This window comes from Luteibacter sp. HA06 (assembly GCF_054061215.1).
Genome location: NZ_JBSSDZ010000001.1, coordinates 1,564,246 through 1,586,989, shown reverse-complemented (window position 1 = coordinate 1,586,989; position 22,744 = coordinate 1,564,246). Strand labels below are relative to the sequence as shown.

Annotated in this window: 25 protein-coding genes and 1 pseudogene; 11 read left to right on the top strand and 15 right to left on the bottom strand. The window is 64.0% G+C overall.

The window, feature by feature from the left end; all coding sequences use genetic code 11:
- Positions 1 to 84: 84 nt before the first annotated feature.
- The 3 genes and pseudogenes from ACVWWJ_RS07085 to ACVWWJ_RS07075 form a co-directional block, all read right to left on the bottom strand.
- Positions 85 to 519: pseudogene (locus ACVWWJ_RS07085) on the bottom strand (CsgG/HfaB family protein); the annotation flags it as partial.
- A 237-nt stretch (positions 520 to 756) separates the two neighbouring features.
- The gene (locus ACVWWJ_RS07080; protein ID WP_456967224.1) at positions 757 to 1,725 is read right to left on the bottom strand and encodes a CsgG/HfaB family protein; all 969 of its coding nucleotides are present in this window, start codon (positions 1,723 to 1,725) and stop codon (positions 757 to 759) included.
- 139 nt (positions 1,726 to 1,864) lie between these two features.
- Complete coding sequence (locus ACVWWJ_RS07075) at positions 1,865 to 2,644, bottom strand: SGNH/GDSL hydrolase family protein (protein ID WP_456967223.1); 780 nt, start codon at positions 2,642 to 2,644, stop codon at positions 1,865 to 1,867.
- An 89-nt stretch (positions 2,645 to 2,733) separates the two neighbouring features.
- Between ACVWWJ_RS07075 and ACVWWJ_RS07070 the strand changes: the two genes are divergently transcribed.
- Positions 2,734 to 3,063, top strand: coding sequence for a low molecular weight protein tyrosine phosphatase family protein (locus tag ACVWWJ_RS07070; protein WP_456967222.1), 330 nt, complete (start codon positions 2,734 to 2,736; stop codon positions 3,061 to 3,063).
- On the opposite strand, the gene ACVWWJ_RS07065 is transcribed toward ACVWWJ_RS07070, so the two are convergent.
- From ACVWWJ_RS07065 to ACVWWJ_RS07040, 6 genes are all read right to left on the bottom strand, one after another.
- Positions 3,027 to 4,514, bottom strand: coding sequence for a flavin-containing monooxygenase (locus ACVWWJ_RS07065; RefSeq protein WP_456967221.1), 1,488 nt, complete (start codon positions 4,512 to 4,514; stop codon positions 3,027 to 3,029). The two genes, ACVWWJ_RS07070 and ACVWWJ_RS07065, sit on opposite strands and share 37 nt — an antisense overlap.
- A 114-nt stretch (positions 4,515 to 4,628) precedes the next feature.
- Positions 4,629 to 6,044, bottom strand: a complete 1,416-nt coding sequence (locus ACVWWJ_RS07060) for a replicative DNA helicase (RefSeq protein ID WP_159893157.1) — start codon at positions 6,042 to 6,044, stop codon at positions 4,629 to 4,631.
- 194 nt (positions 6,045 to 6,238) lie between these two features.
- Positions 6,239 to 6,685: a 50S ribosomal protein L9 gene (gene rplI / locus ACVWWJ_RS07055; protein WP_159893155.1), complete on the bottom strand. Its 447-nt coding sequence runs from the start codon at positions 6,683 to 6,685 to the stop codon at positions 6,239 to 6,241.
- Between the two features lie 110 nt (positions 6,686 to 6,795).
- A complete protein-coding gene (gene rpsR / locus ACVWWJ_RS07050) occupies positions 6,796 to 7,026 on the bottom strand; it encodes a 30S ribosomal protein S18 (RefSeq protein WP_029214018.1) in 231 nt (76 codons plus the stop codon).
- Positions 7,027 to 7,041: 15 nt separating this feature from the next.
- Positions 7,042 to 7,464 carry a 30S ribosomal protein S6 gene (gene rpsF, locus ACVWWJ_RS07045; protein ID WP_159893153.1) on the bottom strand — a complete coding sequence of 141 codons (423 nt, stop codon included), beginning with the start codon at positions 7,462 to 7,464 and terminating at the stop codon, positions 7,042 to 7,044.
- A gap of 134 nt (positions 7,465 to 7,598) precedes the next feature.
- A complete protein-coding gene (locus ACVWWJ_RS07040) occupies positions 7,599 to 7,925 on the bottom strand; it encodes a HesB/IscA family protein (RefSeq protein WP_159893151.1) in 327 nt (108 codons plus the stop codon).
- 126 nt (positions 7,926 to 8,051) lie between these two features.
- Here ACVWWJ_RS07040 and asnS point away from each other — a divergent pair, with 126 nt between their 5' ends.
- Genes asnS through ACVWWJ_RS07010 form a run of 6 tightly spaced genes read left to right on the top strand, consistent with a single transcriptional unit; the run spans position 8,052 to position 13,340 of the window.
- On the top strand, positions 8,052 to 9,455 hold the full coding sequence (gene asnS / locus ACVWWJ_RS07035; RefSeq protein WP_159893149.1) for an asparagine--tRNA ligase: 1,404 nt from the start codon (positions 8,052 to 8,054) through the stop codon (positions 9,453 to 9,455).
- A gap of 14 nt (positions 9,456 to 9,469) precedes the next feature.
- The gene (locus ACVWWJ_RS07030; RefSeq protein ID WP_456967220.1) at positions 9,470 to 10,303 is read left to right on the top strand and encodes a MalM family protein; all 834 of its coding nucleotides are present in this window, start codon (positions 9,470 to 9,472) and stop codon (positions 10,301 to 10,303) included.
- A 6-nt stretch (positions 10,304 to 10,309) separates the two neighbouring features.
- Entirely contained in the window at positions 10,310 to 10,642 is a 333-nt protein-coding gene (locus ACVWWJ_RS07025; RefSeq protein ID WP_456967219.1) for a hypothetical protein, read from the top strand.
- Positions 10,643 to 10,670: 28 nt separating this feature from the next.
- Complete coding sequence (locus ACVWWJ_RS07020) at positions 10,671 to 11,459, top strand: SDR family oxidoreductase (RefSeq protein ID WP_456967218.1); 789 nt, start codon at positions 10,671 to 10,673, stop codon at positions 11,457 to 11,459.
- Positions 11,460 to 11,470: 11 nt separating this feature from the next.
- Positions 11,471 to 12,922, top strand: a complete 1,452-nt coding sequence (locus ACVWWJ_RS07015; protein ID WP_456967217.1) for an aldehyde dehydrogenase — start codon at positions 11,471 to 11,473, stop codon at positions 12,920 to 12,922.
- A complete protein-coding gene (locus tag ACVWWJ_RS07010; protein ID WP_456969674.1) occupies positions 12,912 to 13,340 on the top strand; it encodes a RidA family protein in 429 nt (142 codons plus the stop codon). Before ACVWWJ_RS07015 ends, ACVWWJ_RS07010 begins: the two co-directional genes overlap by 11 nt.
- Positions 13,341 to 13,432: 92 nt before the next feature.
- Here ACVWWJ_RS07010 and hutG read toward each other — a convergent pair whose 3' ends face one another.
- From hutG to ACVWWJ_RS06995, 3 genes are all read right to left on the bottom strand, one after another.
- Positions 13,433 to 14,230 carry an N-formylglutamate deformylase gene (gene hutG / locus ACVWWJ_RS07005; RefSeq protein ID WP_159893139.1) on the bottom strand — a complete coding sequence of 266 codons (798 nt, stop codon included), beginning with the start codon at positions 14,228 to 14,230 and terminating at the stop codon, positions 13,433 to 13,435.
- Between the two features lie 16 nt (positions 14,231 to 14,246).
- Positions 14,247 to 15,611 (bottom strand): glutathione-disulfide reductase, encoded by a 1,365-nt coding sequence (gorA, locus tag ACVWWJ_RS07000; protein WP_159893137.1) that lies wholly within the window; start codon positions 15,609 to 15,611, stop codon positions 14,247 to 14,249.
- Between the two features lie 67 nt (positions 15,612 to 15,678).
- On the bottom strand, positions 15,679 to 16,908 hold the full coding sequence (locus ACVWWJ_RS06995; RefSeq protein WP_456967216.1) for an NAD(P)/FAD-dependent oxidoreductase: 1,230 nt from the start codon (positions 16,906 to 16,908) through the stop codon (positions 15,679 to 15,681).
- Positions 16,909 to 17,070: 162 nt separating this feature from the next.
- On the opposite strand from ACVWWJ_RS06995, the gene ACVWWJ_RS06990 reads away from it, so the two are divergent.
- From ACVWWJ_RS06990 to ACVWWJ_RS06980, 3 genes are all read left to right on the top strand, one after another.
- On the top strand, positions 17,071 to 17,649 hold the full coding sequence (locus tag ACVWWJ_RS06990; RefSeq protein WP_200851728.1) for a C40 family peptidase: 579 nt from the start codon (positions 17,071 to 17,073) through the stop codon (positions 17,647 to 17,649).
- Positions 17,650 to 17,778: 129 nt separating this feature from the next.
- Positions 17,779 to 18,231, top strand: a complete 453-nt coding sequence (locus ACVWWJ_RS06985; protein ID WP_456967215.1) for an organic hydroperoxide resistance protein — start codon at positions 17,779 to 17,781, stop codon at positions 18,229 to 18,231.
- 230 nt (positions 18,232 to 18,461) lie between these two features.
- The gene (locus ACVWWJ_RS06980) at positions 18,462 to 19,382 is read left to right on the top strand and encodes an MASE1 domain-containing protein (RefSeq protein WP_456967214.1); all 921 of its coding nucleotides are present in this window, start codon (positions 18,462 to 18,464) and stop codon (positions 19,380 to 19,382) included.
- Positions 19,383 to 19,431: 49 nt separating this feature from the next.
- On the opposite strand, the gene ACVWWJ_RS06975 is transcribed toward ACVWWJ_RS06980, so the two are convergent.
- From ACVWWJ_RS06975 to ACVWWJ_RS06965, 3 genes are all read right to left on the bottom strand, one after another.
- The gene (locus tag ACVWWJ_RS06975) at positions 19,432 to 19,605 is read right to left on the bottom strand and encodes a hypothetical protein (protein WP_456967213.1); all 174 of its coding nucleotides are present in this window, start codon (positions 19,603 to 19,605) and stop codon (positions 19,432 to 19,434) included.
- An 894-nt stretch (positions 19,606 to 20,499) separates the two neighbouring features.
- Positions 20,500 to 20,988, bottom strand: coding sequence for an FKBP-type peptidyl-prolyl cis-trans isomerase (locus tag ACVWWJ_RS06970; protein WP_456967212.1), 489 nt, complete (start codon positions 20,986 to 20,988; stop codon positions 20,500 to 20,502).
- Positions 20,989 to 21,042: 54 nt separating this feature from the next.
- Positions 21,043 to 22,278 carry an MFS transporter gene (locus ACVWWJ_RS06965; protein WP_159897123.1) on the bottom strand — a complete coding sequence of 412 codons (1,236 nt, stop codon included), beginning with the start codon at positions 22,276 to 22,278 and terminating at the stop codon, positions 21,043 to 21,045.
- A gap of 149 nt (positions 22,279 to 22,427) precedes the next feature.
- Between ACVWWJ_RS06965 and ACVWWJ_RS06960 the strand changes: the two genes are divergently transcribed.
- Positions 22,428 to 22,709 carry a hypothetical protein gene (locus tag ACVWWJ_RS06960; protein WP_456967210.1) on the top strand — a complete coding sequence of 94 codons (282 nt, stop codon included), beginning with the start codon at positions 22,428 to 22,430 and terminating at the stop codon, positions 22,707 to 22,709.
- Positions 22,710 to 22,744: the final 35 nt, after the last annotated feature.

Sequence of the window (22,744 nt, the reverse complement as noted above, 5' to 3'; positions counted from 1 at the left end):
GTCTAGCCGCATCCAACGGGCAGCCGTGTGGCGAGGGACTGGCAGTGGCGGGCATCAAGACCGACGCTCGCCACTGCCATGGCGTCACTTGGACAGTTCGATCAGGGTCGAGGAGACCCAACCCTTGTTACCGAGCTCGTCCTGCACTTCCCACATCATCCCGTCTTTGGTGCCCGTGGGATAAAGCATCATCCCCGGATCCAGCGTACGCACGGCGGTACCGGTGCCCTTCGCGTTCGCGAGCAGGCGACCCGGCTTGGTCACCGTGACGGCCTGCTGGGCGTTGCTCGCCGAGGCGTTGCCGTTGAGGCCACCCAGCTGCCCGACCAGGTCGGTGTATGCCTGCAGGTAGGCCATCGTGATCAACTGACCCATCTCGGTATTCGCATAGCCGCCAACGCCAGCGCCGCCGACGCCGGAGTTGCCGAACAGCGCACCCGACGCATTGATGCCGAGGTCGGTCTTCTTGGCCTGACCCTGCGCCAGCGCGACCTGTTCGCTCGAACGCACGTCGATGAGCACGCCCGCTGGCGAAGTTCGTTGGAAAACGCTTTGTATCCGGCATGGAAGCAGCGCAAACGACATCCCCTGTCTGAAGCCGGTTAACCACGGCTATTGGTTGCGCCCCCCTGGAGCGCAACCCGTTCGTGCGAAATGGTAGCAAGGGATGATGACATGTTCCACCTCGGCGGCCTCGCCCCGCCGACGGACGATGTGGTGAGCAGCACAAGCCCGGCGCTTGCACTGCTTGCTCTTTTATTTCGCCAGGTCGAAATTCTCTGACGAGATCCAGCCACGGTTACCGTGCTCGTCTTCCACCTCCCAGATGACACCGACCTTGTCGCCCGTGGGGTAGACGGTCATGCCAGGACTGAGCGAGCGGACCGGCTTGCCTTTCATGCTGGCCGTGGGAAACATCCGCGTAGCAACGCTTACGGCACCGGACTGTCGGGAGTTAGCCGCCGACGCGTTGCCGGGCATGCCGCCCATCTCATTCACGAGCTTGGTATAAGCGTCGAGGTAGGCCATGGTGATGACCTGGCCGATGGTCGTGTTCGCATAACCGCCGATACCGGCCCCGCCCAACCCCTGGCCGCCGAAGAAGGAACCACCGGCGCCCAGGCCGATGTCGTTCTTTTCGCCGTGGCCCTCGGTCATCGCGACCTGCTCGGACGAACGAACGTCCGTCACGGTGAGAACGACATCAGAGGTCTTCGAGCTAATGTTGATCGCACCGACGAGTGCGCCCGCGCCGCCACCGATGAGGCCGCCAGCCAATGCGCTGAGCGAACTCCGACCGGCATTGGCATTGGACGAGATCAAATCGGGCACCAGAACGTAGTCGGCCGCCTTGACCTGGCCCTTCCCGATATTGGCGCCGCCACGCAGCTCACCACCCGCAGCGAGGGCGCGCTCGCGCATCGCTGCGTTCATGCCCATGCCGCGATCGAGTAGGGTGAAGCAACCGGACTTGTTGACGAACACCTTGATGAGCTTGGTCGGTGATGGCAGCTGTTGCTGTGTCCACCAGTGAACGTCGCCTTCGGGCTCGATGACCGAAATCGTACCCAGCTTGCGCGCGCAGTGGGGAATCGCAGCGACTTTCGCCTCGTGCTGCTTCTGCGTGCGGGTGACAAGCGGATTTGCCGTCGTGCATGCCGTCATCGAAACGGCGGCGCCTATTGCAAGCGACGCCAGCGCGGCGTGCCTGAGAGTAAATTCCATGTCGGTCCTGTCCTGATGGCAATCGAAAGAGGACACGATGCTACCGACTGGGTTGACGATGGTCTGCTGGGAATTGTCCTAAAACGCAGTGCGAGTCCGCTGGCCAATGTGTAGGGTTCGCCCGCGCACCTCAAGCGAACTAGCGCGGATCGGTCGCTATAACAGCACTCCCTAAGGCGGCATTCACCGCACCCTGAGCTATCGGCGCCATGACCGCATAACCCCTCGCGTTCGGATGTAATCCGTCGTCGCTGAGCTCCCTCTTCAGGGCAGCACTCGCATCGACCATCGCGGGGTAATAATCGAGCAGCACAAGATGCTCACGCGAGGCGTATGAGCGAATCCAGCCATTCAGTGCGCGAATCTCGGTCTGTGGACGACGCGCGGTCTGCAGGCCGTCCACATAGTCGTTTACCGGCAGAAGCGTGGCAAGGACTACACGAATGCCGTGGGCACGCGCCAGCTCGGCCATTGACGAAAGATTGTCTTCGATCATCGTTAATGTGGCCGCACCCGTGTTGCCAGAGATGTCGTTGGTTCCTGCAAGGATGACAACGACTTTCGGCTCCAGCGCGATGACATCGGCCCGGAAGCGCACCAGCATCTGCGGCGTCGTCTGTCCGCTGATGCCGCGGTTGATATAGCCCTGGCCCGGGAAGAACTCGCCGACAGGTCTGCCCCAGAAGTCGGTGATCGAGTCGCCAAAAAAGACCACGCGCTTCTCGCCCTGCTTCGGTGGCGGGTACGTGGCGTTGTCCTTTGCGAAGCGCGCCAGCAGCGGCCAGTCGTTCAGGCGCTGCTCGATGTCAGCGCGCTGGTCGGGCGTCGGGTTGTCAGGTAACACGATCCGGGCCTGCGGCGTCGCGGCGATCGCCACGCCCGCAAAGCACACCGCGCAAAGTAACATCGCAACACGCATGATCGTCCCCTGAAGCTAAAATCACCCCGACCCGATGGTCGGCGAAACGACCCGCCACATGCAACCTTTCGGAAGGGATACCGGGGCCCATGACACGAATTCTTTTTATCTGCGCAAAGAACAAGCTGCGTAGCCCAACAGCGGAACACGTGTTCGCCTCGTATCCAGGCATCGAAACCGACTCTGCAGGCGTAAATCAAGACGCTGAGGTGCCCGTCTCGACAGAGCAACTACGCTGGGCGGACGTGATCGTTGTCATGGAAACCCGTCATCAGGCGAAGTTGCGCCGGGGCTTCGGCGAAGCACTGAAGGGAAAGCGCCTGGTTTGCCTGAACATCCCCGACGACTATGACTACATGGCACCGGATCTCGTCGCCCTTCTTCAGCGACGCGCAGTGAGATTTCTGCCGTCCTCATGACGGCAATCCATCTCAAGCCATGCGTCGTCCACGGGGTCATCCAGCAACACTCGCCGGTCCACTTCGTAACGGTGGGTCACACGCCAGGGCGCATCCCTGCCCTGCCTCGGCAATTCCGCTTCGCCCCGCATGACGTAGCCAGAGGTGAGCGCGCCCAGGATGCACTCATCGAGGGCCTGCCCAGGCGGTGACCGAGGCACGGCAACGTTAGCGCCGCGCTCGTCCATCCGGCGCAGGAGGCGACACACGTACTGCGCGGCGAGATCCACTTTCAGCGTCCACGATGCATTGATGTAGCCGAACAGCACCGCAGCATTCGGTATGCCGTCGAGCAACACGCCTTTGTACGTCAGCAGGCTGCCGGGATCGCGGAGGACGCCGTCGACCTCGATGCGCATGCCACCGAGTACCTGCACACGGAAGCCCGTTGCGGAAATAATGATGTCGGCATCGATCATCGCGCCCGATGCCAGCCGGACGCCGGACCCGGTGAAGGCGTCGATGGTGTCGGTCCGTACCGATGCCTTGCCCTCGCGAACTGCGGTGAAAAGGTCGTTGTCGGGTACGACGCAGAGGCGTTGTGTCCACGGATCGTAAGCAGGCGCAAAGTCTCTGAGCGCTGCCGCACCATCCAGGCGACGACGCACGGCTGCGAGCAGCAGGGATCGCACTCGCTTTGGCCAGCGCATCGCAGCACGATAGAGCAGTCGCTGCAGTGCAATGTTTCGCCGGCGCGCCATGGCATAGACCACGTGCTTGGGCAGTACGTGTAACAGCGCTGCCGATATCGCATCGCGGGAAGGCACGGAAAAGACATAGCCGGGTGAGCGCTGAAGCAGGGTGACGTGTGCCGCTTTCGCCGCCAGCTCGGGAACGAGAGTGATCGCCGTGGCTCCACTGCCTATGACGACAACGCGCTTTCCTTCCCACTCCATGTCGTCCGGCCACTGCTGCGGATGAACGAAACGACCCTCGAAGCGATCTCTATCAGGGAAGTCAGGCACATAGCCGTGGTCGTAGGCGTAGTAGCCGGTGCACCCGACGAGGAACTTCGCAGTGAAGACCTGCACACTTCCTTGCTCATCGACAGCGGTGACCGTCCAGAGGGATTCGGCGGAAGACCACGATGCGTACGTCGTGCTCAACCCAAACCGAATTTTTTCTTCGATACCGTATTCGCGCGCCGTTGCCACGACGTAGTCGCGGATCGCATCGCCATCCGCCAACACCTTCAACTCGTTCCACGGCCGGAACGCGTAGCCGAAGGTGAACATGTCCGAGTCGGAGCGGACGCCCGGATAGCGAAAGAAGTCCCAGGTGCCGCCGATGGCGTGGCGTCGTTCGAGAATGCCCACACGTTTCTCGGGGCCGGCCATCGCCAACCGGCAGGCCATGCCGATGCCGGATAGGCCGGCACCGATGATCAGGACATCGTAGTGGTCGGTGTTCAAAGCGCACCCCCGCTTCGGCTGCGGATAGCGTACGCCCTTTGTGGATCGCCGATGAATCGGCTCCCACAGGGAGCGGCCTATGAATCGGCGCCCATGGTTAGTGGTCAGTCAGGATCAGTCGAAGGTGCCTACGTAGGAATCGGGGGCCCAGTTCTCGAACTTGGTGTAGTGGCCGAGGAAGGCGAGCTTGATGGTGTCGGTGGGGCCGTTTCGCTGCTTGCCGATGATGATTTCGGCCAGGCCCTTATCCGGCGACTCCTTGTTGTAGTAGTCGTCGCGGTAAATGAACATGATGACGTCGGCGTCCTGCTCGATAGCGCCGGATTCGCGAAGATCGGACATCATCGGACGCTTGTCGGCGCGCTGCTCGAGGGAGCGATTCAACTGCGACAGCGCGATCACCGGCACGTTGAGTTCCTTCGCCAGGGCCTTCAGGCCACGGGAGATCTCGGAGATTTCCGTCGCGCGGTTTTCGCTGTTGCCTGGCACCTGCATCAGCTGCAGGTAGTCGATCACGATAAGGCCCAGGCCATGCTCGCGCTGCAGGCGACGCGAACGCGAACGCATTTCCACCGGCGACATCGCGGGCGTGTCGTCGATGAAGATCTTGGCGTCCGAGAGCATGGTGATGGCGGACGTCACGCGCGGCCAGTCTTCCTCGGCGAGGTCACCGTTACGCAAATGCTGCGCATGGACGCGACCCAGCGAGGAAATCAATCGAAAAGCCAGCTGTGACGCCGACATTTCCATCGAGAACACCGCGACAGCTTTCTTGCCACGCATAGCCGCGGCTTCGGCGAGATTCAAGGCGAAGGCCGTCTTGCCCATCGACGGACGCGCCGCGACGATGATCAGATCCGACGGCTGCAGTCCTGACGTCAGTTCGTCGAGATCGGTGAATCCCGTGGAAAGACCCGTAAGCTGGCCACGCTTCTCATAGCGCTCGGTGAGCATGCGGAAAGCCTCGCCCACGGCCTCACGCACGGAGACGATGTCCTTCTTGCCGCGCGCGCCAGATTCCGCGATGCGGAACACGCGCTGCTCGGCCAGTTCCATCACTTCCTGGACGCTCTTGCCCTCGGGGCGAAAGCCGTCTTCGGTGATGGACGTGCCGGCGTCGATGAGCATGCGCAGTACGGATTTCTCGCGAACGATGTCACCGTACGCGCCGATGTTGGCCGCGCTGGGCGTGGAGTTGGCCAGTTCCATCAGGTAGCTGGCACCACCCACCATCTCGGCAAGGTCGTTGGCGACGAACCACTCGCCCAGCGTAATCGCATCGCAGGGCATGCCCTTGTTGGCGAGTTCGTTGATGGCGCGCCAGATGAGGCGGTGGTCCTTGCGGTAGAAGTCGTCGTCGGTGAGCTTGTCGGCCACCTTGTCCAGCGAATCGGGCGAGAGCATGAGACCGCCCAGCACCGCCTGCTCGGCCTCGATCGAATTCGGAGGAATGCGCAACGAGTCGAACGGCGTGGGCTCACGACGACGCTTGCGGTCTCCGCGCTCACCGCGCTCGGGATTGAAGGACATGGAATACCTCGTGTTGCTGACGGCGCCCCTGGCCGGGACGGCCTGGCCGTGAGGCCATGATACGCGGGGATGTCTCACCCGGTGAGAGGATAAGTCTGTGGATAACCTGTGGGTGAAACGGATCCTGGATGGCCTGAAACGAAAACGGGCGCCTTTCGGCGCCCGCTTCCGAGGATCTCAGGGAGGTTCGGAGCTTACGCGCCGACCACCTTGACCTTGACCGTCTGCTGGATGTCGGCGTGGAGAACGATGACTGCATCGTACTCACCAACATTGCGATACGGGCCTTCGGCCTGGATCACTTCGCTCTTGTCGACTTCCAGACCCTTGGCGGTCAGGGCTTCGGCAACGTCACGCGGGGTGACCGAGCCGAACAGCTTGCCTTCCGGCGAAGCGTTGACTTCGATCGTGACCTCGGCGCCGTCGAGCTTGGCAGCGCGAGCCTCGGCACCCGACAGGTGCTCCTTGGCCTTCGCTTCGTATTCGGCACGACGTGCTTCGAACGCTTCGAGGTTGGCGGCGGTCGCGCGAGCGGCCTTGCCAGTCGGAAGGAGGAAGTTACGACCGTAACCCGGCTTGACGTTGACCTTGTCGCCGAGGTCACCGAGGTTCTTCACCTTCTGGAGGAGGATGAGTTCCATGGTATTTCCTTACTTTTCGTTAGCACGGAATGGGCCCCGTGCAGCCAGGACGGTTGTCCGAAATGCCTGCAACCGAGCGCCCTCACCGAAACGGGAGAGCGCCGGGGTTATCAGACGTCGTGGTTGTCGGTGTACGGCAGCAGCGAGAGGAAGCGAGCGCGCTTGATCGCGGTCGCCAGCTGGCGCTGGTAGCGTGCCTTCGTGCCCGTGATGCGGCTCGGGACGATCTTGCCGTTCTCGGTGACGTACTGACGGAGGGTGTTGAGATCCTTGTAATCGATCTCTTTGACGCCTTCGGCGGTGAAACGGCAGAACTTGCGGCGGCGGAAGAATTTAGACATGGCTGTGATCCCCGATTAGTCGTCGCTGTCGCGATCGTTGTCGTTATCGCGACCGCCGCGACGATCGTCGCTGCTGTCGTCGTCGTCACGGCGACGCGAACCCTTCTGCTCGTCCTTTTCCTTGCTCTTAAGGATGAAGGACGGCTCGAGGTCGGCTTCGTCGCGGCGAACCACGAGGTGACGCAGCACGGCGTCGTTGAAGCGGAAGCCCGTCTCGAGCTCGTTCAGGGCGTTCTGCGAAACCTCGATGTTCAGCATCACGTAGTGAGCTTTGGCGAGGTTGGCGATCGGGTAAGCCAGCTGACGGCGGCCCCAGTCTTCGAGACGGTGGATCTTGCCGTTGTCGCCTTCGATCAGCGCTTTGTAGCGCTCGATCATGGCAGGCACCTGTTCGCTCTGGTCCGGATGGACCATGAACACAACTTCGTAATGACGCATGGTGACTCCTTGTGGATGCACCCCTTGCGGGGATGGCAGCCTCCCGCAACGTGCGGTGAGGCAAGAAGGCACTCCCTTTGGGGAGAGCCAGCCGCGCATTGTAAGGAGAAACCGGGGGTTACCGCAAGGGTGGCTCAGGAGACAGTGAATGACTCGCCGCAGCCGCACTCGCCGGTGGCGTTGGGGTTGTGGAAGACGAAGGAGGCGTTGAGGCCCTGGCGCTGGAAGTCGATCAGGGTGCCTTCGACCAGGGGGAGGCTCTTGGGGTCGACCACCACCCGGATACCGTCGATATCCATGACCTGGTCGTCTGCACCAATGGCGCCGGCCAGATCGACCACGTAGCCGAAGCCCGAGCAGCCCATCCGCTTGACGGAGAAGCGCACGCCCGCCGCCTCGGGGGCCTTTTCGAGGAAGGACCGCATGCGGTCGGAGGCGGCTGGGGTGATCTGAATGCTCATGAAGACGTTTTTTTACCGTGGTATATCGGGAGAACGCTGCCGTTCACGTGGCCCTTACATTATCATGCAGGGTCGCGTCCCATGCGCCCTCTTTAATGTGCGGTGCCTTTTCTGGAGTTTCAATCGATGACGGTGGTAAGCGTCAAGCAGGCTCTCGCTGGCGGCACGACCGCGGCGGAACACGAAGTCACTGTACGCGGCTGGGTCCGCACGCTGCGTGAATCCAAGGGCGGCCTGTCCTTCGTGAACGTGAGCGACGGCTCCTGCTTCGCCCCCATCCAGGTGGTCGCCACCGCCGACCTGGCCAACTACGAGGCCGACGTGAAGCGGCTATCGGCCGGCGCGGGCATCATCGCCACGGGCAAGCTCGTCCCCTCCCAGGGCAAGGGCCAGGCCTTCGAGATCCAGGCCACGAAGATCGAGGTCACCGGCTTCGTCGAGAACCCGCTCACCTACCCGATCCAGCCGAAGCAGCACTCCATGGAGTTCCTGCGCGAGGTCGCCCACCTGCGCCCGCGTACGAACCTGTTCGGCGCCGTGACCCGCGTGCGCCACACCATGATGATGGCGATCCACCGCCTGCTGACCGAGCAGGGCTTCTTCTGGATCAACACCCCGATCATCACCACCTCGGACGCCGAAGGCGCCGGGGACATGTTCCGGCTGTCCACCCTGGACTTGGCCAACCTCCCCCGCGACGACAAGGGCGGCATCGACTGGCGCAAGGACTTCTTCGGCCGCGAGGCGTTCCTGACCGTATCTGGCCAGCTCAACGTCGAGGCGTATGCCCTGTCGATGAGCAAGGTCTACACCTTCGGCCCGACCTTCCGTGCCGAAAACTCGAACACCACCCGTCACCTGGCCGAGTTCTGGATGGTCGAGCCCGAGGTCGCCTTCGCCGACCTCAACGACATGGCCGATCTCGCCGAGCTGTTCCTGAAGGGCATCTTCAAGGCCGTGCTCGACGAACGCGCCGACGACATGGCCTTCTTCGCCGAGCGCATCCAGCCGGACGCCATCTCGCGCCTGGAAGCCTTCATCGACAAGCCGTTCGAGCGCATCCAGTACACCGAGGCGGTCGATATCCTGCAGAAGTCCGGCAAGAAGTTCGAACACCCGGTCGCGTGGGGTGTCGACCTGCAGACCGAGCACGAGCGCTATCTCGCCGAGGAACATATCGGCCGCCCCGTGGTCGTCATGAACTACCCGGAAGAGATCAAGGCGTTCTACATGCGTCTGAACGAAGACGGCAAGACCGTCGCAGCGATGGACGTCCTCGCGCCCGGTATCGGCGAGATCATCGGTGGTGCCCAACGCGAAGAACGCCTGGACTACCTCGACCGTCGCATGGACCAGTTCGGCCTCGATAAGGACGTCTACAACTGGTACCGCGACCTGCGCCGTTACGGCACCGTGCCGCATGCCGGTTTCGGCCTCGGCTTCGAGCGCCTGCTCGTCTACGTCTGCGGCCTCGCGAATATTCGCGACGCCATTCCCTATCCCCGCGCGGCAGGGAGTGCCGAGTTCTAAGAACCATCAATTTTATGTCCCCTTCCCCGCTCCGTTCCCTGCTCCTCGCCGCCGCGATGCTCACGCTCGCGGCCTGCCACACAATGAAATCCATCGTGCCGCCGAACTTCCGTCCGCCGGAAAACCCGTCGAACACGGTCGATCTCGCACGCAAGGCGCTCGACGACGCCACGCCTTGCTGCGGCAGCTTCGCCGACCTGTCCTACCAGGACATGTTGCCGTGGCAGCCACAGCGCTTCTCGCTGGACAAGGACAGCCCGGTCGCCAACCTCAACGGCGACCGCAGCTACTTCCTGGCCTTCCGCCTGCCGGCGGGCGCGCAGATGCCTTACACCGTCGCGATGAAGGCCGAGCTCAATGGCCGCTGGCTCAGCTCGAGCTACCTGTTCGCGCCGACGGTCGTCGTACTCGACGACGCCTTCCAGCCGCTACACGCCGAAGACATCCAGCTGTGCGAGTACATGGGCTGGACGAACGAAACGACGGGCGCGTTCGGCAAGTTCAAGGTCGAGGACGACAAGGCGCGGTACATCGTTGTCTATTCGTCCGCCAAGCAGCAGAAAGCGCAGACCTACTGGGAACAGTCGCCGAGCAACTTCTCGGCCGAAGCGCCGGTGAAAATGGCCTCGGCCGGCAGCTTCAAGATTCCCCATGGCCCGGACGGCGTGCTGTTCGTCGGCATGCAGAACGACACCTACAAAAAGGCGATCAGTAACGCCGTGTGCGACAAGGCTCAGCCGGGCAATGGCGTGATCTCCACGATCCGCCAGGTGGTGACCACGGATATCCTCGGCCAGGGCCACAACCAGGACAAGAAAGACCCCTCCAAGAAAGAAAACGGTAGCTGAGCCGACATGCAGATCGCGGTCCTCCTCTACCTCCTGTTGCTGCTCGGTGCGGTGGTGGCCTTTGTCTTCCACTTCATCGCGCAGTGGCGCTTCACGTCGCTGCTTCGAAAGCGTTACCCAGACCAGTGGAAGACGATCGTCGAGGCCGATACCGGCCGCCCGAACGGGATGGCCAACTGGCTGCGCATGCGTCGCGTACTTCGCTCGGACGCGCCCGCCCTGTTCAATGACGACGATCTCAACCGGTGGCAGCGCTGGTGGCGCCGTGCTCCCTGGTTCGCATGGCCGTGCTGGTTCGCCGCGATGGCGCTACAGTGGTGGGCGATGAGACAGGCCTGACAGGCCGCCACCCAACCAGGGAGCACGCATGGATCTTCGCCTCACCGGTCGTCACGCGCTGGTCTGCGGCGCCTCCCAGGGCATCGGCCGGGCCACCGCCTTCGAGCTGGCCGAGCTCGGCGCCAGCGTCACCCTGCTCTCCCGCTCCGCCGACGCGCTGGCCGCGCTAGCGGCTGAGCTCCCGTCCACCCATCCGGGGCAGAAACACGGGCACGTCGCCGTCGACATGCTCGACACCGATGCCCTGGCCGCGGCGGTCGCCGGGGTAGTCAAACTCAACGCCGTACACGTCCTGATCAACAACAGCGGCGGGCCGCCCCCGGGCCCGGCGGCGCATGCCGAACCGGAGGCCTTCCTGGTCGCCTTTCGCCAGCACCTCATTGCCGCGCAGGTGATTACCCGGGCTTGCCTGCCCGGCATGCGCGAGGCCCGCTACGGGCGCATCGTCAATGTCATTTCCACGTCGGTGAAAGAGCCGATTCCCAACCTCGGCGTCTCCAACACGGTGCGTGCGGCCGTCGCGGGCTGGGCCAAGACGCTCTCCGCTGAAGTCGCTCCGGACGGCATCACGGTGAACAACGTGCTTCCCGGATACACGCGCACCCCGCGTCTCGAGGCCCTGGTCGAAGCCAGCGTCAAGGCGGGCCGGGGTCGCGACGAGGTTGAAAAGGGCCTTCTTGCCAGCGTGCCCGCGGCCCGCTTCGGCGATCCGTCGGAGATCGCGGCCGTGATCGCCTTCCTTGCCAGCCCCGCCGCCGGATACGTCAACGGAGTGAGCCTCACCGTTGACGGCGGCCGCACACGCAGCCTCAACTGAGGCGCGCGGCGATGCAGATCCTCGCCAATCTCATCGACGGCCGGTCGCGTGCGCCGCGCGGCGGCCGTTATCTCGACAGCGTGGACCCTGCTGTCGGCCAGCCGTTCGCCCGCTGCCCCGATTCCGATGCCGCCGATGTCGAGGATGCCGTCGCGGCTGCATCTCGCGCCGCGCCTGGCTGGGCGCAAACACCTGCCGAAGCCCGCGGACGCTGCCTGCAACGCCTGGCGGATCTGATCGAGGCTCGCCTTGAGAGCTTCGCCGAGGCCGAATCGCAGGACAGCGGCAAGCCACTTGCCCTTGCGCGCTCGCTCGACATTCCCCGGGCGATCGCCAACCTGCGCTTCTTCGCTGCCGCGGCGGGACAATGGAGCGGCGAATCGCATGCCATGGAACACGGCGCGATCAACTACACGCTACGCCTGCCGCTAGGCGTGGTTGGCTGCATCAGTCCGTGGAACCTGCCGCTTTACCTGTTCACGTGGAAGATCGCCCCTGCGCTCGCCGCCGGCAACACGGTGGTGGCCAAGCCATCCGAAGTGACGCCCTATACGGCGTGGTTGCTCGGCGCGCTGGTGGCCGACGCAGGCTTTCCGCCGGGCGTGCTCAATATCGTGCACGGCACCGGCCCGGCCGTGGGCGAGGCCATCGTCACCCACGAGGCGGTAAAGGCCATCTCGTTCACCGGCAGCACGCGTACCGGCATCGCCATCGCCAGCGCTGCGGCGCCGCGATTGAAGAAGGTATCGCTCGAACTCGGTGGAAAGAATCCCGCGATCGTCTTCGACGATTTCGACTTCTCCGATGCCTCGCTGGCCACGATCGTGCGCTCGGGCTTCGCGAACCAGGGCGAGATCTGCCTGTGTGGCTCGCGCCTGCTGGTGCAGCGCGGCATCTATGATCGCTTTCGCGAAGCCTATCTCGAACGCGTGCGCGCGCTGCAGGTTGGCGACCCGCGCGATGCCTCGAGCCAGCTTGGCGCGCTCGTCTCCAAAGCACACTTCGACAAGGTCACCGCCTGCATCGCACGAGCGGTTGACGAAGGCGGCACGTTGCTCACCGGCGGCGACCGCGTCATGGTCGACGGTCGCTGTGCCGGTGGCTGGTTCGTCCAGCCGACCGTGATCGAAGGCCTTGCACCGGAAGCCGCGACCAACCAGGAAGAAATTTTCGGGCCCGTCGTCACCCTGATTCCCTTCGACACCGAGGCCGATGCCCTCGCCATCGCCAACGGCACGCCCTACGGTCTTGCCGCTTCGGTATGGACGCGCGACGTGTCACGCGCGCATCGGTTCTCCGCGAAGCTCGACTTCGGCATCGTCTGGGTCAACTGCTGGATGCTGCGCGACCTGCGCACCCCGTTCGGTGGTAGCAAGCAATCGGGAGTCGGCCGCGAAGGCGGATTCGAAGCCATGCGATTCTTTACCGAGGCCAGGAATGTCTGCATCGACCATGGGCAATGACATCATCCGCACCGAGGGCGCGCCGGCGCCTGTCGGCGCTTATCCGCACGCGCGACGCGTTGGCGACCTGCTCTTTCTTTCCGGCGTGGGCCCACGGGTACCGACAACGAACGCGGTGCCTGGCAATGTCGTCGATGCGAACGGCGAGCTGCTGTCATACGACATCGAGGCGCAGTGCCGGCAGGTGTTCGCGAACGTTCGCGCCGTACTGGAAGCCAGCGGCGCTCGCTTCGAGGACCTGGTCGACGTGACGGTGTTCCTGACGGACATGGCGCGCGATTTCGCCACGTATAACCGGCTTTATGCCGAGGCGTTCGCGGGCGTGGATGCGTGTCGTACGACACTGGGCATTACCGCCCTGCCGACACCGATTGCGATCGAGCTGAAGTGCGTGGCCCATATGGGGCATCGCCGCTAAAGCGGCTCCCACATAAATCCGCCCTACCCCGTGGGAGCCGATTCATCGGCGACGCCCTGTGTGGGACCCGATTCATCGGCGATGGGCCTCTCCTAGGGCGTTAGCGCCCGGGCCCCTTCCAGACACACGCGCAGCATATCCCCGATCAACACCTGCACCTGCGCGGCTTTCTTCGGCAGGTACTCGAAGGAATCCTCATCCATGTAGTTCAGCTGGGCGAGCTCGAGCTGGATCGCGTCGACACCTTCAGCCGGACGGCCATACTGGCGGGTGATGTAGCCGCCCTTGAAGCGGCCGTTCACCGCGAACGTATAGTCTTCCTGACGTTCGAGCACGGCGGCGACACGGGCCTGCAGGCCCGGCGAGCAGCTGGCGCCGTCGGCCGTACCGAGGTTCAGGTCCGGCAGGCGTCCCTCGAACAGCATCGGCACCTCACTGCGAATCGAGTGTCCTTCCCAAAGCACCACGTGGCCGAATTCGGCCTTCAGCCGCGCCAGTTCCCCAGCCAGGGCCTGGTGATACGGCTTCCACCAGCGCTCAACGCGGTCAGCAATGTCGGCGGCATCCGGCTCGGCGCCGGGCCGGTAGATCTCGCGGCCGTCGAACAGCACCGTGGGCACCAGGCCGGTTTCCGTCTTGCCGGGATAAAGCAGGTGGCCGTCCGCCGGGCGGTTCAGGTCCACCACGTAGCGGGACGCGAAGGGCTTGATCACGCTGGCGCCCATCTCGCGAGCGAAGTCGTACAGCTCCGCCACGTGCCAGTCGGTATCGACCGAGCCTCGGGCCCGACGCTTCATGCGGGCGGCCATGTCATCGGGAATAGCGCTGCCGTTGTGGGGCAGGCTCACCAGGAGCGGCGCGGTGCCGCGATGAAGGGTGTAAGGGATCATGGGCAGAGTGTAGCGCTCAACCGGGCACCCGATCGCCCATCAGCACCATCTCTTCGGCCGATGTCGGATGGACAGCCAGGGTATCGTCGAAGTCGGATTTACAGGCGCCCATCTTGATCGCCACGGCGAAGCCCTGGAGGATCTCGTCGACGCCCGGCCCCAGCATCTGCATGCCGACGATCCGCGACTCCTTGCCCACGCAGATCAGCTTGAACCGGGTGGTGATGGGCCGCCGGGCCAGCGCCAGTTGCATCGGCACGAACGATTGCTTGTAGAGGTGGACGTCCGCCCCGTAGGCCTCGCGGGCCTGCTGCTCGGACATGCCGATGGTACCCAACGGCGGGTGGGAGAAGACCACGCTGGGGATGTTCTGGTAGTCCAGCTTTGCCTCAGGCTTGCCGCCAAACAGCCGATCGACCAACTTGCGCGCCGCTGAAACAGCCACCGGGGTCAGCGCCATGCGCTCGGTGACATCGCCGACGGCATAGACCCCTTCCACGTTGGTGTTCTGCCAGTCGTCGATGACGATATGGCCGTCGACCCCGGTGGTCGCTAGTCCGATCGTCCCGACGTCCAGCGCCGCGGTGTTCGCCTCGCGACCGATGGCGACGATGAGCGCATCGAAGGGGCCGGGGTGATCGCCGCGGTCGCAGTCGAGCAGGATCACGCCGTCGGCTTCATGCGCGGCGACGATCTGGCATTCGTAGTGGACGCGGATACCGTGTTGTTCCATTTCTTCGCCGAGGCCGTACGCCATCTCTTCGTCGAAGCCACTCATCAGTCGGCCACGCACATACATGTGCACGTCGCAGCCGAGGGCGCGAAGCACGCCAGCCAGCTCGACGGCGATGTAGCCGCCGCCAACGATGGCGGCGCGTTTCGGGCAGGCGCGCAGGTCGAAGAAGCCGTCCGAGTCCATGGCGAGATGGAAACCGGGCTTGTCGAGATGCTTCGCTTTCGAGCCGGTGGAAATGATGATGTGTGGCGCCGTTAGTTCGCGCTCACCCGCACGCACACGACCCTTGCCGACAAAGCGCCCGGTTTCGCGAACGAGAGTGACGTGGCTGGTATCTAGGGCCTGTTGATACTTACCGTGGATACGCTCGATGTATTCGTCGCGCCGCTCGATGAAGCGCGGCCAGTCGAGACTGCCCGGCGTATCGTGAAACCCGTAGTCCATCGCAATGTATTGCGCTTCGGCCATCTGCGCGGCGTACCACATGGCTTTCTTGGGAACACAGCCGACGTTGACGCAGGTGCCGCCGAGCTCACCCGGCTCGATAAGCGCGACCTTCACGCCAAGCTTGCCAGCGCGGATCGCGGCGGCGAGGCCACCCGAGCCCGCCCCGATCACGATGAGGTCGAAGGCTTCCACGGTCATGCGTCGCTCCAGCAAGGTCAATGCGCCACCGTAGCAAACGCGCGGCAAGATTAGATCAATGCAGCTCCTACAGACCGAAACGCGCCGGCGCGTAGGGGGTCGGATCGAGTACGGGCGCCGGCCCGGATAACAGGCTTGCCACCAGCTCGCCCGTGGCGGCCGACATGCTGATTCCGAGCATGCCGTGCGCCGTGGCATACGTCAGGTTCGACCAGCGCGTGCTCGGCCCGATGATCGGCACTTCGTCCACGCTCATCGGGCGCCAGCCCCACCAGGGTACGACTTCGCCACGCCCTTCCGGCTCGTGCAGATAAGCCGCGGCGCCGCGACGCAGCGCCTCCAGCCGGACCGGATTGAGTCCTTCGGCGAAGCCGGAAAACTCCATGGTGCTGCCGAGCCGGAAACCGGATACCCACGGTGTCACGCAGACGGCCGCTTCGCGGAGCACCAGCGAATGCGTCGGCACGCGCTCCGGAGGCTCGTCCCAGGTGAGCGAATAGCCCTTGCCGGGCTGCATGGGCAAACGGATGTCCAGCAGTTTGCCGACCAGGGGCGACCAGGCGCCGAGAGCCATCACGATGCGGTCGCCGCTGAACACGCCCCGCGTCGTGCGCACGTGCGAGATGCGCTCACCCTCGAGCACGAACTCGTCCACACGCGCGCCGGTCTCGATCACGCCGCCTAGCTCGCGCACGCGCCGTGCCAGCTCGGCCACATAACGATCGGGGCGCAGGCGCGCATCCCCCGGATGGAGCAGTCCACCCACCACCCCGTCGCGCAAGGCAGGTTCGAGCGCCAGGACGTCATCCCCCACCATTACGCGTACGTCCATGCCCAGGCGACGCAGCAGCTCCACGTGCGGACGGTCGTCCTGCATGGTGCGGCCGTCGCGGTAGACGTACAGCTCGCCCACTTCCTCAAACTCACAGGCCAGCCCGTCACCGGCAATCAGTTCGCCCAGCAGGGCACGCGACCGCTGCAGGATCGCCCCCCGCGCTCCGCCAGCGTATTGGTAGTCGCGCCAGGTGCAGTGGCGAGCGAAGTCGAGCAGCCAACGCGCCCGCGCCGGGTCGGGCCGGGGATTCACGTAGAGCGGTGCATCGCGGCGAAGCAACGAGCGCAGGGCCGTCCCGACCATGCCGGGCATGGTCAACGGGCCTGCGTGGCTGGGCGTGATGGTCCCGCAGTTGCCATGGGATGCCCCGCTGCCGGGCAGGCCCTGCTCCAGCACCCTCACGCTTGCACCGGCCTTGAGCAGGTACAGGGCACATGCCAGGCCAATCACACCCCCGCCCATGATCAGAACGTCGCTTCGGGATCTTTCCATCGACGAAGTTTAACGGCGGTTGGAACCGCTTCGGCCTGTCCGCCAGATGAATTCGTGCGCTTTGCGAGGTATTCCACGCAACCCATTGATTTGTTAACCTCGACGCGCCGCTCCTACAGGGGGAAACGCCCGATGTTCGCCGTGGTTCCAGATCTCCGCTTCCGCCCTACCCGATTTCCAGGCCCTGTCGCGCTCGCGATGGCGTTGAGCCTGCTTGCAGCCTGCAGCAGCGCGCCTCCGAAGCGATCGTCGTCCCAGCTGCGCAACCCCGCCTCTGCCGTCCCGCTGGCGAAGAACCTGTCCTGGTCCAACCGCCCGGCTGATGCACCTCCCGCCGACGCGGCCAACGATGTGCTGTTCCGCGCGATCGGCCTCGTGGGCACCCCCTACCGGTGGGGCGGGAATACGCCTCAGGGCGGCTTCGACTGCAGTGGCCTGATCAACTACATCTACATGACTTCGACCGGCGTGCGCCTGCCGCGCACCTCGGGTGAAATGGCGGCGCTGGATAAACCGAAGGTCGACGAGGCCGAACTTGCCAGTGGTGACCTCGTGTTTTTCGGCCGCGGCCACGTGACCCACGTCGGCGTCTACGTCGGCAAAGGCCGCTTCGTTCATGCGCCGAATTCCGGCGGTACCGTACGGCTGGACGACCTCGACGGCGCGTACTGGAAAGAGAACTTCGTCTACGGTCGCCGCGTCCTAAACTGAACGAATGGCAACGAGAGCGTCGTCGTTCGACAATTTAAGTTGTGCACTATTTAATTGCGTGCTTAACTATCTCTTGTGGCCCGGCACCGCCGACGCCCTCTCCCATCACGAACGCCAAGGACATTGATCATGAGCAACCTCTCGAACCTCAAAGAAGTCCTCTACACCGCCCACGCCAAGGTCGCCGGTGGCCGCGAAGGTCACGTCGAATCCGACGACGGCCTGATCAAGCTCGACCTTCGCCTGCCGAAGGAAATGGGCGGCAACGGTGGCGGCAGCAATCCGGAACAGCTCTTTGCCGCTGGCTACGCTGCCTGCTTCGAGGGTGCCGTGCGCTTCGTCGCCGGCCAGCAGAAGGTCAAGGTCGACGGCGCGTCGGTGGCCAGCTCCGTGGGTATCGGCCCGCGTAACGACTCCGGCTTCGGCATCACCGTGAAGCTTGAAGTGAGCCTGCCGGGTGTCGACGACGCTACCGCCCTCGATGTCGTCAAGACCGCGCACGAGAAGGTCTGCCCTTACTCGCATGCCACCCGCGGTAATGTGGACGTCGACATCTCGGTGAATGGCAAGACGCTCGCCTGAAGCATCTTCCCGACACCTGCTCAAAAATCGGCGGCGCCTTCGGGCGCCGCTTTTTTTGCACCGCTGGCCGACAAGTATGTAAATTCGGCAATCCAGGCGTAATGTCGGTGCGCGGCCTTTCTATTGACGCCCGTGCCCCACATGATGCGGCCATACAAGCGGCCGATCGGAACAGGGGCTAGCAACCACACATCAGACGACGTACGGGGATATCGCCAGGAGCGAGCAGCATGCAGGAAGCCAGGAGCGAACGTCCACCATGGGGACAGATCATTGCAGTGGCTGCAGCGTATGCCGCCTGCTATGAGGTCACCCGGTATTTCTCCTACTCGCACTGGATCCTCACGGCCGGGCTCCGTCTGGCGTGCCTGCTTCTCGTTCCCTACCGTTTCTGGCCCGCGCTGATCCTCGGCGAAGCGCTGCCTGTCGCGCAGAACGCCCTGCTTCACGCCGAAGATTTCGGCTGGGCATGGGCTTCCGTATCGGCCATCCCGTTCATCCCGTTATGCATGCCCTTCATCAAGGCCATCCGCGAGCGGATGCCGCTCTACGATGGCAATGGGGAGATAAACGCTACCACCCTCCTGTTCGCCACCCTCGCCTGCGCAGCGGTCACCGCAGTACGCACCGACCTCGCCGTGTTCGCCGCGCTCATCGTTAACCCCGACGGCTGGGAAGCATGGCGGGCCGAGGGCCTGATCGACCTGCTGGCCTATGTCCTCGGCGCTTACCTCGGGGCGCTGAGCCTTGCGCCGGTGCTCCTGGCCACCCGGGAATGGTTTCGCGAGAGCCTGTCCTGGCATCGGTTTTTCACCAGCCAGCTGACCCGGGATGTTGCCGTGGGCGCGCTACCGCTCCTGATCGCCATAACGACGGCGGCCTCAGCGTCTTCGGGCCTTGGCCTGGACGTGCTTCGCCTGGCGACGGCCGTGCCGGTCATCGCTTTGACACTACGGCATGGATGGAAAGGAACCGCTGTAGGCGGTCTGCTCAGCAGCGTCGCCCTTGCCACGACCTCCACGGTGCTGCTCGACCCCGCGATGATCCGCACGCAGGTCATCCTTGCCCTGGTGATCTCCGGCAGCTTGTTCGCAGGCATCAGGCAGTCGCACGCTGCGGCCGATCGACACGCGGCGAGCCTCGGAAAATAAGCGGCGCGACCCCGCATCCGGGAAATCGCGCCGCTCGACGGATTGGCGCTTAGCCAACGCTGCACTCGCGTGGATTGGTGCATTTGACCAGGTCCATCGTCTGGACCGCGCCGTTGCCGTTCTGGGAAGGATGGGCCGTGGACAACGGAGCGGCGGTCGAGAAAGCGGACGCAGCGGCGAACGACACGACGAAGAGTGCTACGAAGCGCGACATGCTTTTCATGGGAGTGTCCTATGTCTGAGGGATGTGCCCGCGGTTAGCCGCGTGCCGCCCGATAGTCGCACCGGGCTGACCCCCTCACGGCCCGTTTCGGCGCCAAACCGGCCCCTTTGCCGAATACGTTCACTCCCTTCCCGCTGATGCTCTGAAAAATCGGTTCACGATGAACCATAAAAAAGGTTCTTCACGGATTACCGGGGCTCGGGCGCCCGCCTTCGGCCATGTGAGAGCCGCTTCAGCGGCGATGGCCCGTGGGAGCCGCACACTTGGTCGTCTCGCGGGGAGACCTTGGTGTCCACCCTCGCTGCTCAGACACGTCCTCCGCGTTCGTACCGGAAAGCCGCTCCGCGGCCATGTTCTTATTGGCCTACGGCCGCTCCACTTGTGCGGAACTCGCCTCGAGGGTGGACACCAAGGTCTCTCACGACGATACGGTCAGTGGGAAGGAGAGCCGTTGAGCGGTGTCGCTGCCGAAAACGGTCGTCACGGCCGTCGTGCTGGTACGTACATTCCGGCGCGCTGAGCGACTTCCTCGCCGCTGCGCCGCCTCGCGCGGACGATCGCGACTGGCGGGCTGGTTGACCGCTTGACGATGGCGATGACCTGGCAGCCGTAGCGGCGTTGCTTCGTCGGCTCGACCCCCACGAACCTCAGGGTTCGGAAGAGTCTTCGGTGCCCACCCTCGAGGCGAGTTCCCGACAAGTGGAGCGGCCGTAGGCCAAATAAGAACACGGGCCGCGGTAGCGGCCTTCCGGTACGAAACGCGGAGGGGTGTCTGAGCAGCGAGGGTGGGCACCGAAGGCTCTGCGCCGCCCGTCCCCAGCGTCCCCGGAATTCCGCGAAGAGCCTAAAAAAAGGCACCCGAAGGTGCCTTTCTTGTCACACGGGTCAGTCCGATCAGTGGGCGGCATCGCCGTTCGGGTGAGCGTGGCCGTGCTCGATCTCTTCCGGGGTGGCCTCACGGACGTTCTGGACGTCGACGTGGAAGGTCAGCGTCTTGCCGGCCATCGGGTGATTGAGGTCGACGTCGACCACGCTCGAACCGATCTTCTGCACGACGACGGCGCGGTTGCCGCCTTCCTTCAGCGAAAGCACGGTCGCGGCGCCGACCTTCAGCCCCTTGCCCTGCTGCGGGAAATACTTCTTCGGGACGCGCTGGGTGAGGCCGTTCTGGCGGGGACCGTAGCCCTGCTCCGGCTCGATCGTCACGTCGAAGGTGTCACCGACGGACTTGCCTTCCAGGCCGGCTTCCAGGCCGGGGATCAGCTGGCCGTGCCCGAGCAGGATCCAGAGCGGCTCGCCACCCTCCACCGAGCTTTCGACCTGCTCACCGTCGACGGTAAGGGTGTAGTGGAACGAGATGACCTTGTCCTTGCCAGCCTGCATGATCGTTTTCTACCGGATGAAAACCGGGCATTTTACCGGCCCCCGGCCCCGGCGTCACGCCGTTTCACGCGCCTTGCCGAATCCCACGCCGCGCGCCTCCGGCCCGAGCCACGTCAGCAGGGCCAGCAACAGCGCCACCGCCCCGATCCACGTAGACATGGCGAAGGCGAAATCACCGCCCCGCTGCCCGGCGATCCAGGTCTGCGCCGTGGCCGTGATGGCTGCCAGGAGATTACCCATCTGGTAGGCGAAGCCGGGCAAGGTACCGCGAACGGCATCCGGCGAGAGTTCATTGAGGTGGGTGGGCACCACGCCCCAGGCACCCTGCACCATCACCTGGATGAGGAAGGCACCCAGGCCCAGGAACAGCAGTGAGCCGCCGTAGGTCCACAGCGGGATGACGGGAATCGCCAGCAGGGCAGCGATGATGATCGCCTTGCGCCGGCCGATCCGCTCCGACAGGGAGCCAAACGTGAGCCCGCCGAACAGCGCGCCAAGGTTGAGCAGCGCGGTGAGCATGAAGGCCGTACCGGAGCCCGCCGGGATCTTCAGCGTCTCCTGCACGAACGTCGGGTACATGTCCTGCGAGCCGTGGCTGAACATGTTGAAGGCCGCCATGAGCAGCATCATGTAGATGAACCGCTTCCAGTTGCCACGCATGGACACGAACACGCTCTCGCGAGCCTCGGTTCGGCGGCCTTCCCAGACCGGCGACTCGGGCACCTTGCGGCGGATGTAGAGCACCAGCAGCGCGGGGGCGGCTCCAACGATGAACAACCCACGCCAGCCGATGTGATCGACCAGCAGCCAGTTGGCCAGCGCGGCGAGGAAGAAGCCGCAGGGATAACCGCTCTGTAGCAGGCCCGACACGAAACCACGCGATTTCGCCGGGATCGACTCCATGGCCAGCGAGGCGCCGATGCCCCACTCGCCCCCCATGGCGATGCCGAAGAGGAAGCGCAGGCCGAGCAGGATGCCCAGGGTGGGCGCGAAGGCACATGCCACCTCGAGCACGGAGAACAGCACGATGTCGAACATCAGCACCGGCCGGCGACCGTAGCGGTCGGCAAGGCGGCCGAAGATCAATGCGCCGATGGGCCGTGCCGCCAGGGTCAGGAACAGGCCGTAGGTGACCTCCTGCTTAGAGACATGGAATTCCGTCGCGACCGCGAGGATGACGAAGGTCAGCAGGAAATAATCGAAGGCGTCGAGGGTCCAGCCAAGGAAGCTGGCGATGACGGTATGCCGCTGGGTCGAATCGAGTTCGCGCAGCGCGGCGGGAAGCGGCATCAGATATTCCTCAACGCGGATTCAGGCGGCGCCGAAGGTAGCACAGCGGGCGAAAATCCAACGAGCGCTTGACGGGGAGAGCACGCGCCGTGGATAAACTGGACCGCGTCATTCACGACAGACGCTATTCCACGACAGACGGAGGACTCATGAAGTTTTCGTACTCGCTCGTTTCGTTCGCCCTTATCGCCGGCCTCGGCATGGGTTCTGCGCTTGCGCAGGATGTCGCTGGCTCCAGTGATGCACCCGCCTTCTCGGATCTGTCCAAGGACGGCAAATTCATTACCCGCAAGGATATTCCCGCGGATAACGAGCGCCTGAAGCAGCTCCGCATGCACATTGGCGACAACGACATGGATCACAACGGGAAGATCGACGAGAAGGAATACAACGCGTATCTGTCGAAGGACAATCCGCTCAACAAGAAGTAATTGCGAATTGGCCGGGCGCGATGAACGTGCCCGGC

Excerpts from the sequence above, each read along its gene's own strand:
- ACVWWJ_RS06970 (WP_456967212.1), bottom strand. The coding sequence starts at position 20,988 with ATGCAGGCTGGCAAGGACAAGGTCATCTCGTTCCACTACACCCTTACC.
- ACVWWJ_RS07075 (WP_456967223.1), bottom strand. The coding sequence starts at position 2,644 with ATGCGTGTTGCGATGTTACTTTGCGCGGTGTGCTTTGCGGGCGTGGCG.
- ACVWWJ_RS07030 (WP_456967220.1), top strand. The coding sequence starts at position 9,470 with ATGTCCCCTTCCCCGCTCCGTTCCCTGCTCCTCGCCGCCGCGATGCTC.
- ACVWWJ_RS07040 (WP_159893151.1), bottom strand. The coding sequence starts at position 7,925 with ATGAGCATTCAGATCACCCCAGCCGCCTCCGACCGCATGCGGTCCTTC.
- ACVWWJ_RS06960 (WP_456967210.1), top strand. The coding sequence starts at position 22,428 with ATGAAGTTTTCGTACTCGCTCGTTTCGTTCGCCCTTATCGCCGGCCTC.
- ACVWWJ_RS07025 (WP_456967219.1), top strand. The coding sequence starts at position 10,310 with ATGCAGATCGCGGTCCTCCTCTACCTCCTGTTGCTGCTCGGTGCGGTG.
- ACVWWJ_RS07015 (WP_456967217.1), top strand. The coding sequence starts at position 11,471 with ATGCAGATCCTCGCCAATCTCATCGACGGCCGGTCGCGTGCGCCGCGC.
- ACVWWJ_RS07010 (WP_456969674.1), top strand. The coding sequence starts at position 12,912 with ATGGGCAATGACATCATCCGCACCGAGGGCGCGCCGGCGCCTGTCGGC.
- ACVWWJ_RS06985 (WP_456967215.1), top strand. The coding sequence starts at position 17,779 with ATGAGCAACCTCTCGAACCTCAAAGAAGTCCTCTACACCGCCCACGCC.
- ACVWWJ_RS06975 (WP_456967213.1), bottom strand. The coding sequence starts at position 19,605 with ATGAAAAGCATGTCGCGCTTCGTAGCACTCTTCGTCGTGTCGTTCGCC.
- asnS (WP_159893149.1), top strand. The coding sequence starts at position 8,052 with ATGACGGTGGTAAGCGTCAAGCAGGCTCTCGCTGGCGGCACGACCGCG.
- ACVWWJ_RS06980 (WP_456967214.1), top strand. The coding sequence starts at position 18,462 with ATGCAGGAAGCCAGGAGCGAACGTCCACCATGGGGACAGATCATTGCA.
- ACVWWJ_RS07060 (WP_159893157.1), bottom strand. The coding sequence starts at position 6,044 with ATGTCCTTCAATCCCGAGCGCGGTGAGCGCGGAGACCGCAAGCGTCGT.
- ACVWWJ_RS06995 (WP_456967216.1), bottom strand. The coding sequence starts at position 16,908 with ATGGGCGGGGGTGTGATTGGCCTGGCATGTGCCCTGTACCTGCTCAAG.
- rplI (WP_159893155.1), bottom strand. The coding sequence starts at position 6,685 with ATGGAACTCATCCTCCTCCAGAAGGTGAAGAACCTCGGTGACCTCGGC.
- ACVWWJ_RS07070 (WP_456967222.1), top strand. The coding sequence starts at position 2,734 with ATGACACGAATTCTTTTTATCTGCGCAAAGAACAAGCTGCGTAGCCCA.
- gorA (WP_159893137.1), bottom strand. The coding sequence starts at position 15,611 with ATGACCGTGGAAGCCTTCGACCTCATCGTGATCGGGGCGGGCTCGGGT.
- ACVWWJ_RS06965 (WP_159897123.1), bottom strand. The coding sequence starts at position 22,278 with ATGCCGCTTCCCGCCGCGCTGCGCGAACTCGATTCGACCCAGCGGCAT.
- rpsR (WP_029214018.1), bottom strand. The coding sequence starts at position 7,026 with ATGTCTAAATTCTTCCGCCGCCGCAAGTTCTGCCGTTTCACCGCCGAA.
- rpsF (WP_159893153.1), bottom strand. The coding sequence starts at position 7,464 with ATGCGTCATTACGAAGTTGTGTTCATGGTCCATCCGGACCAGAGCGAA.
- ACVWWJ_RS07080 (WP_456967224.1), bottom strand. The coding sequence starts at position 1,725 with ATGGAATTTACTCTCAGGCACGCCGCGCTGGCGTCGCTTGCAATAGGC.
- ACVWWJ_RS06990 (WP_200851728.1), top strand. The coding sequence starts at position 17,071 with ATGTTCGCCGTGGTTCCAGATCTCCGCTTCCGCCCTACCCGATTTCCA.
- ACVWWJ_RS07020 (WP_456967218.1), top strand. The coding sequence starts at position 10,671 with ATGGATCTTCGCCTCACCGGTCGTCACGCGCTGGTCTGCGGCGCCTCC.
- hutG (WP_159893139.1), bottom strand. The coding sequence starts at position 14,230 with ATGATCCCTTACACCCTTCATCGCGGCACCGCGCCGCTCCTGGTGAGC.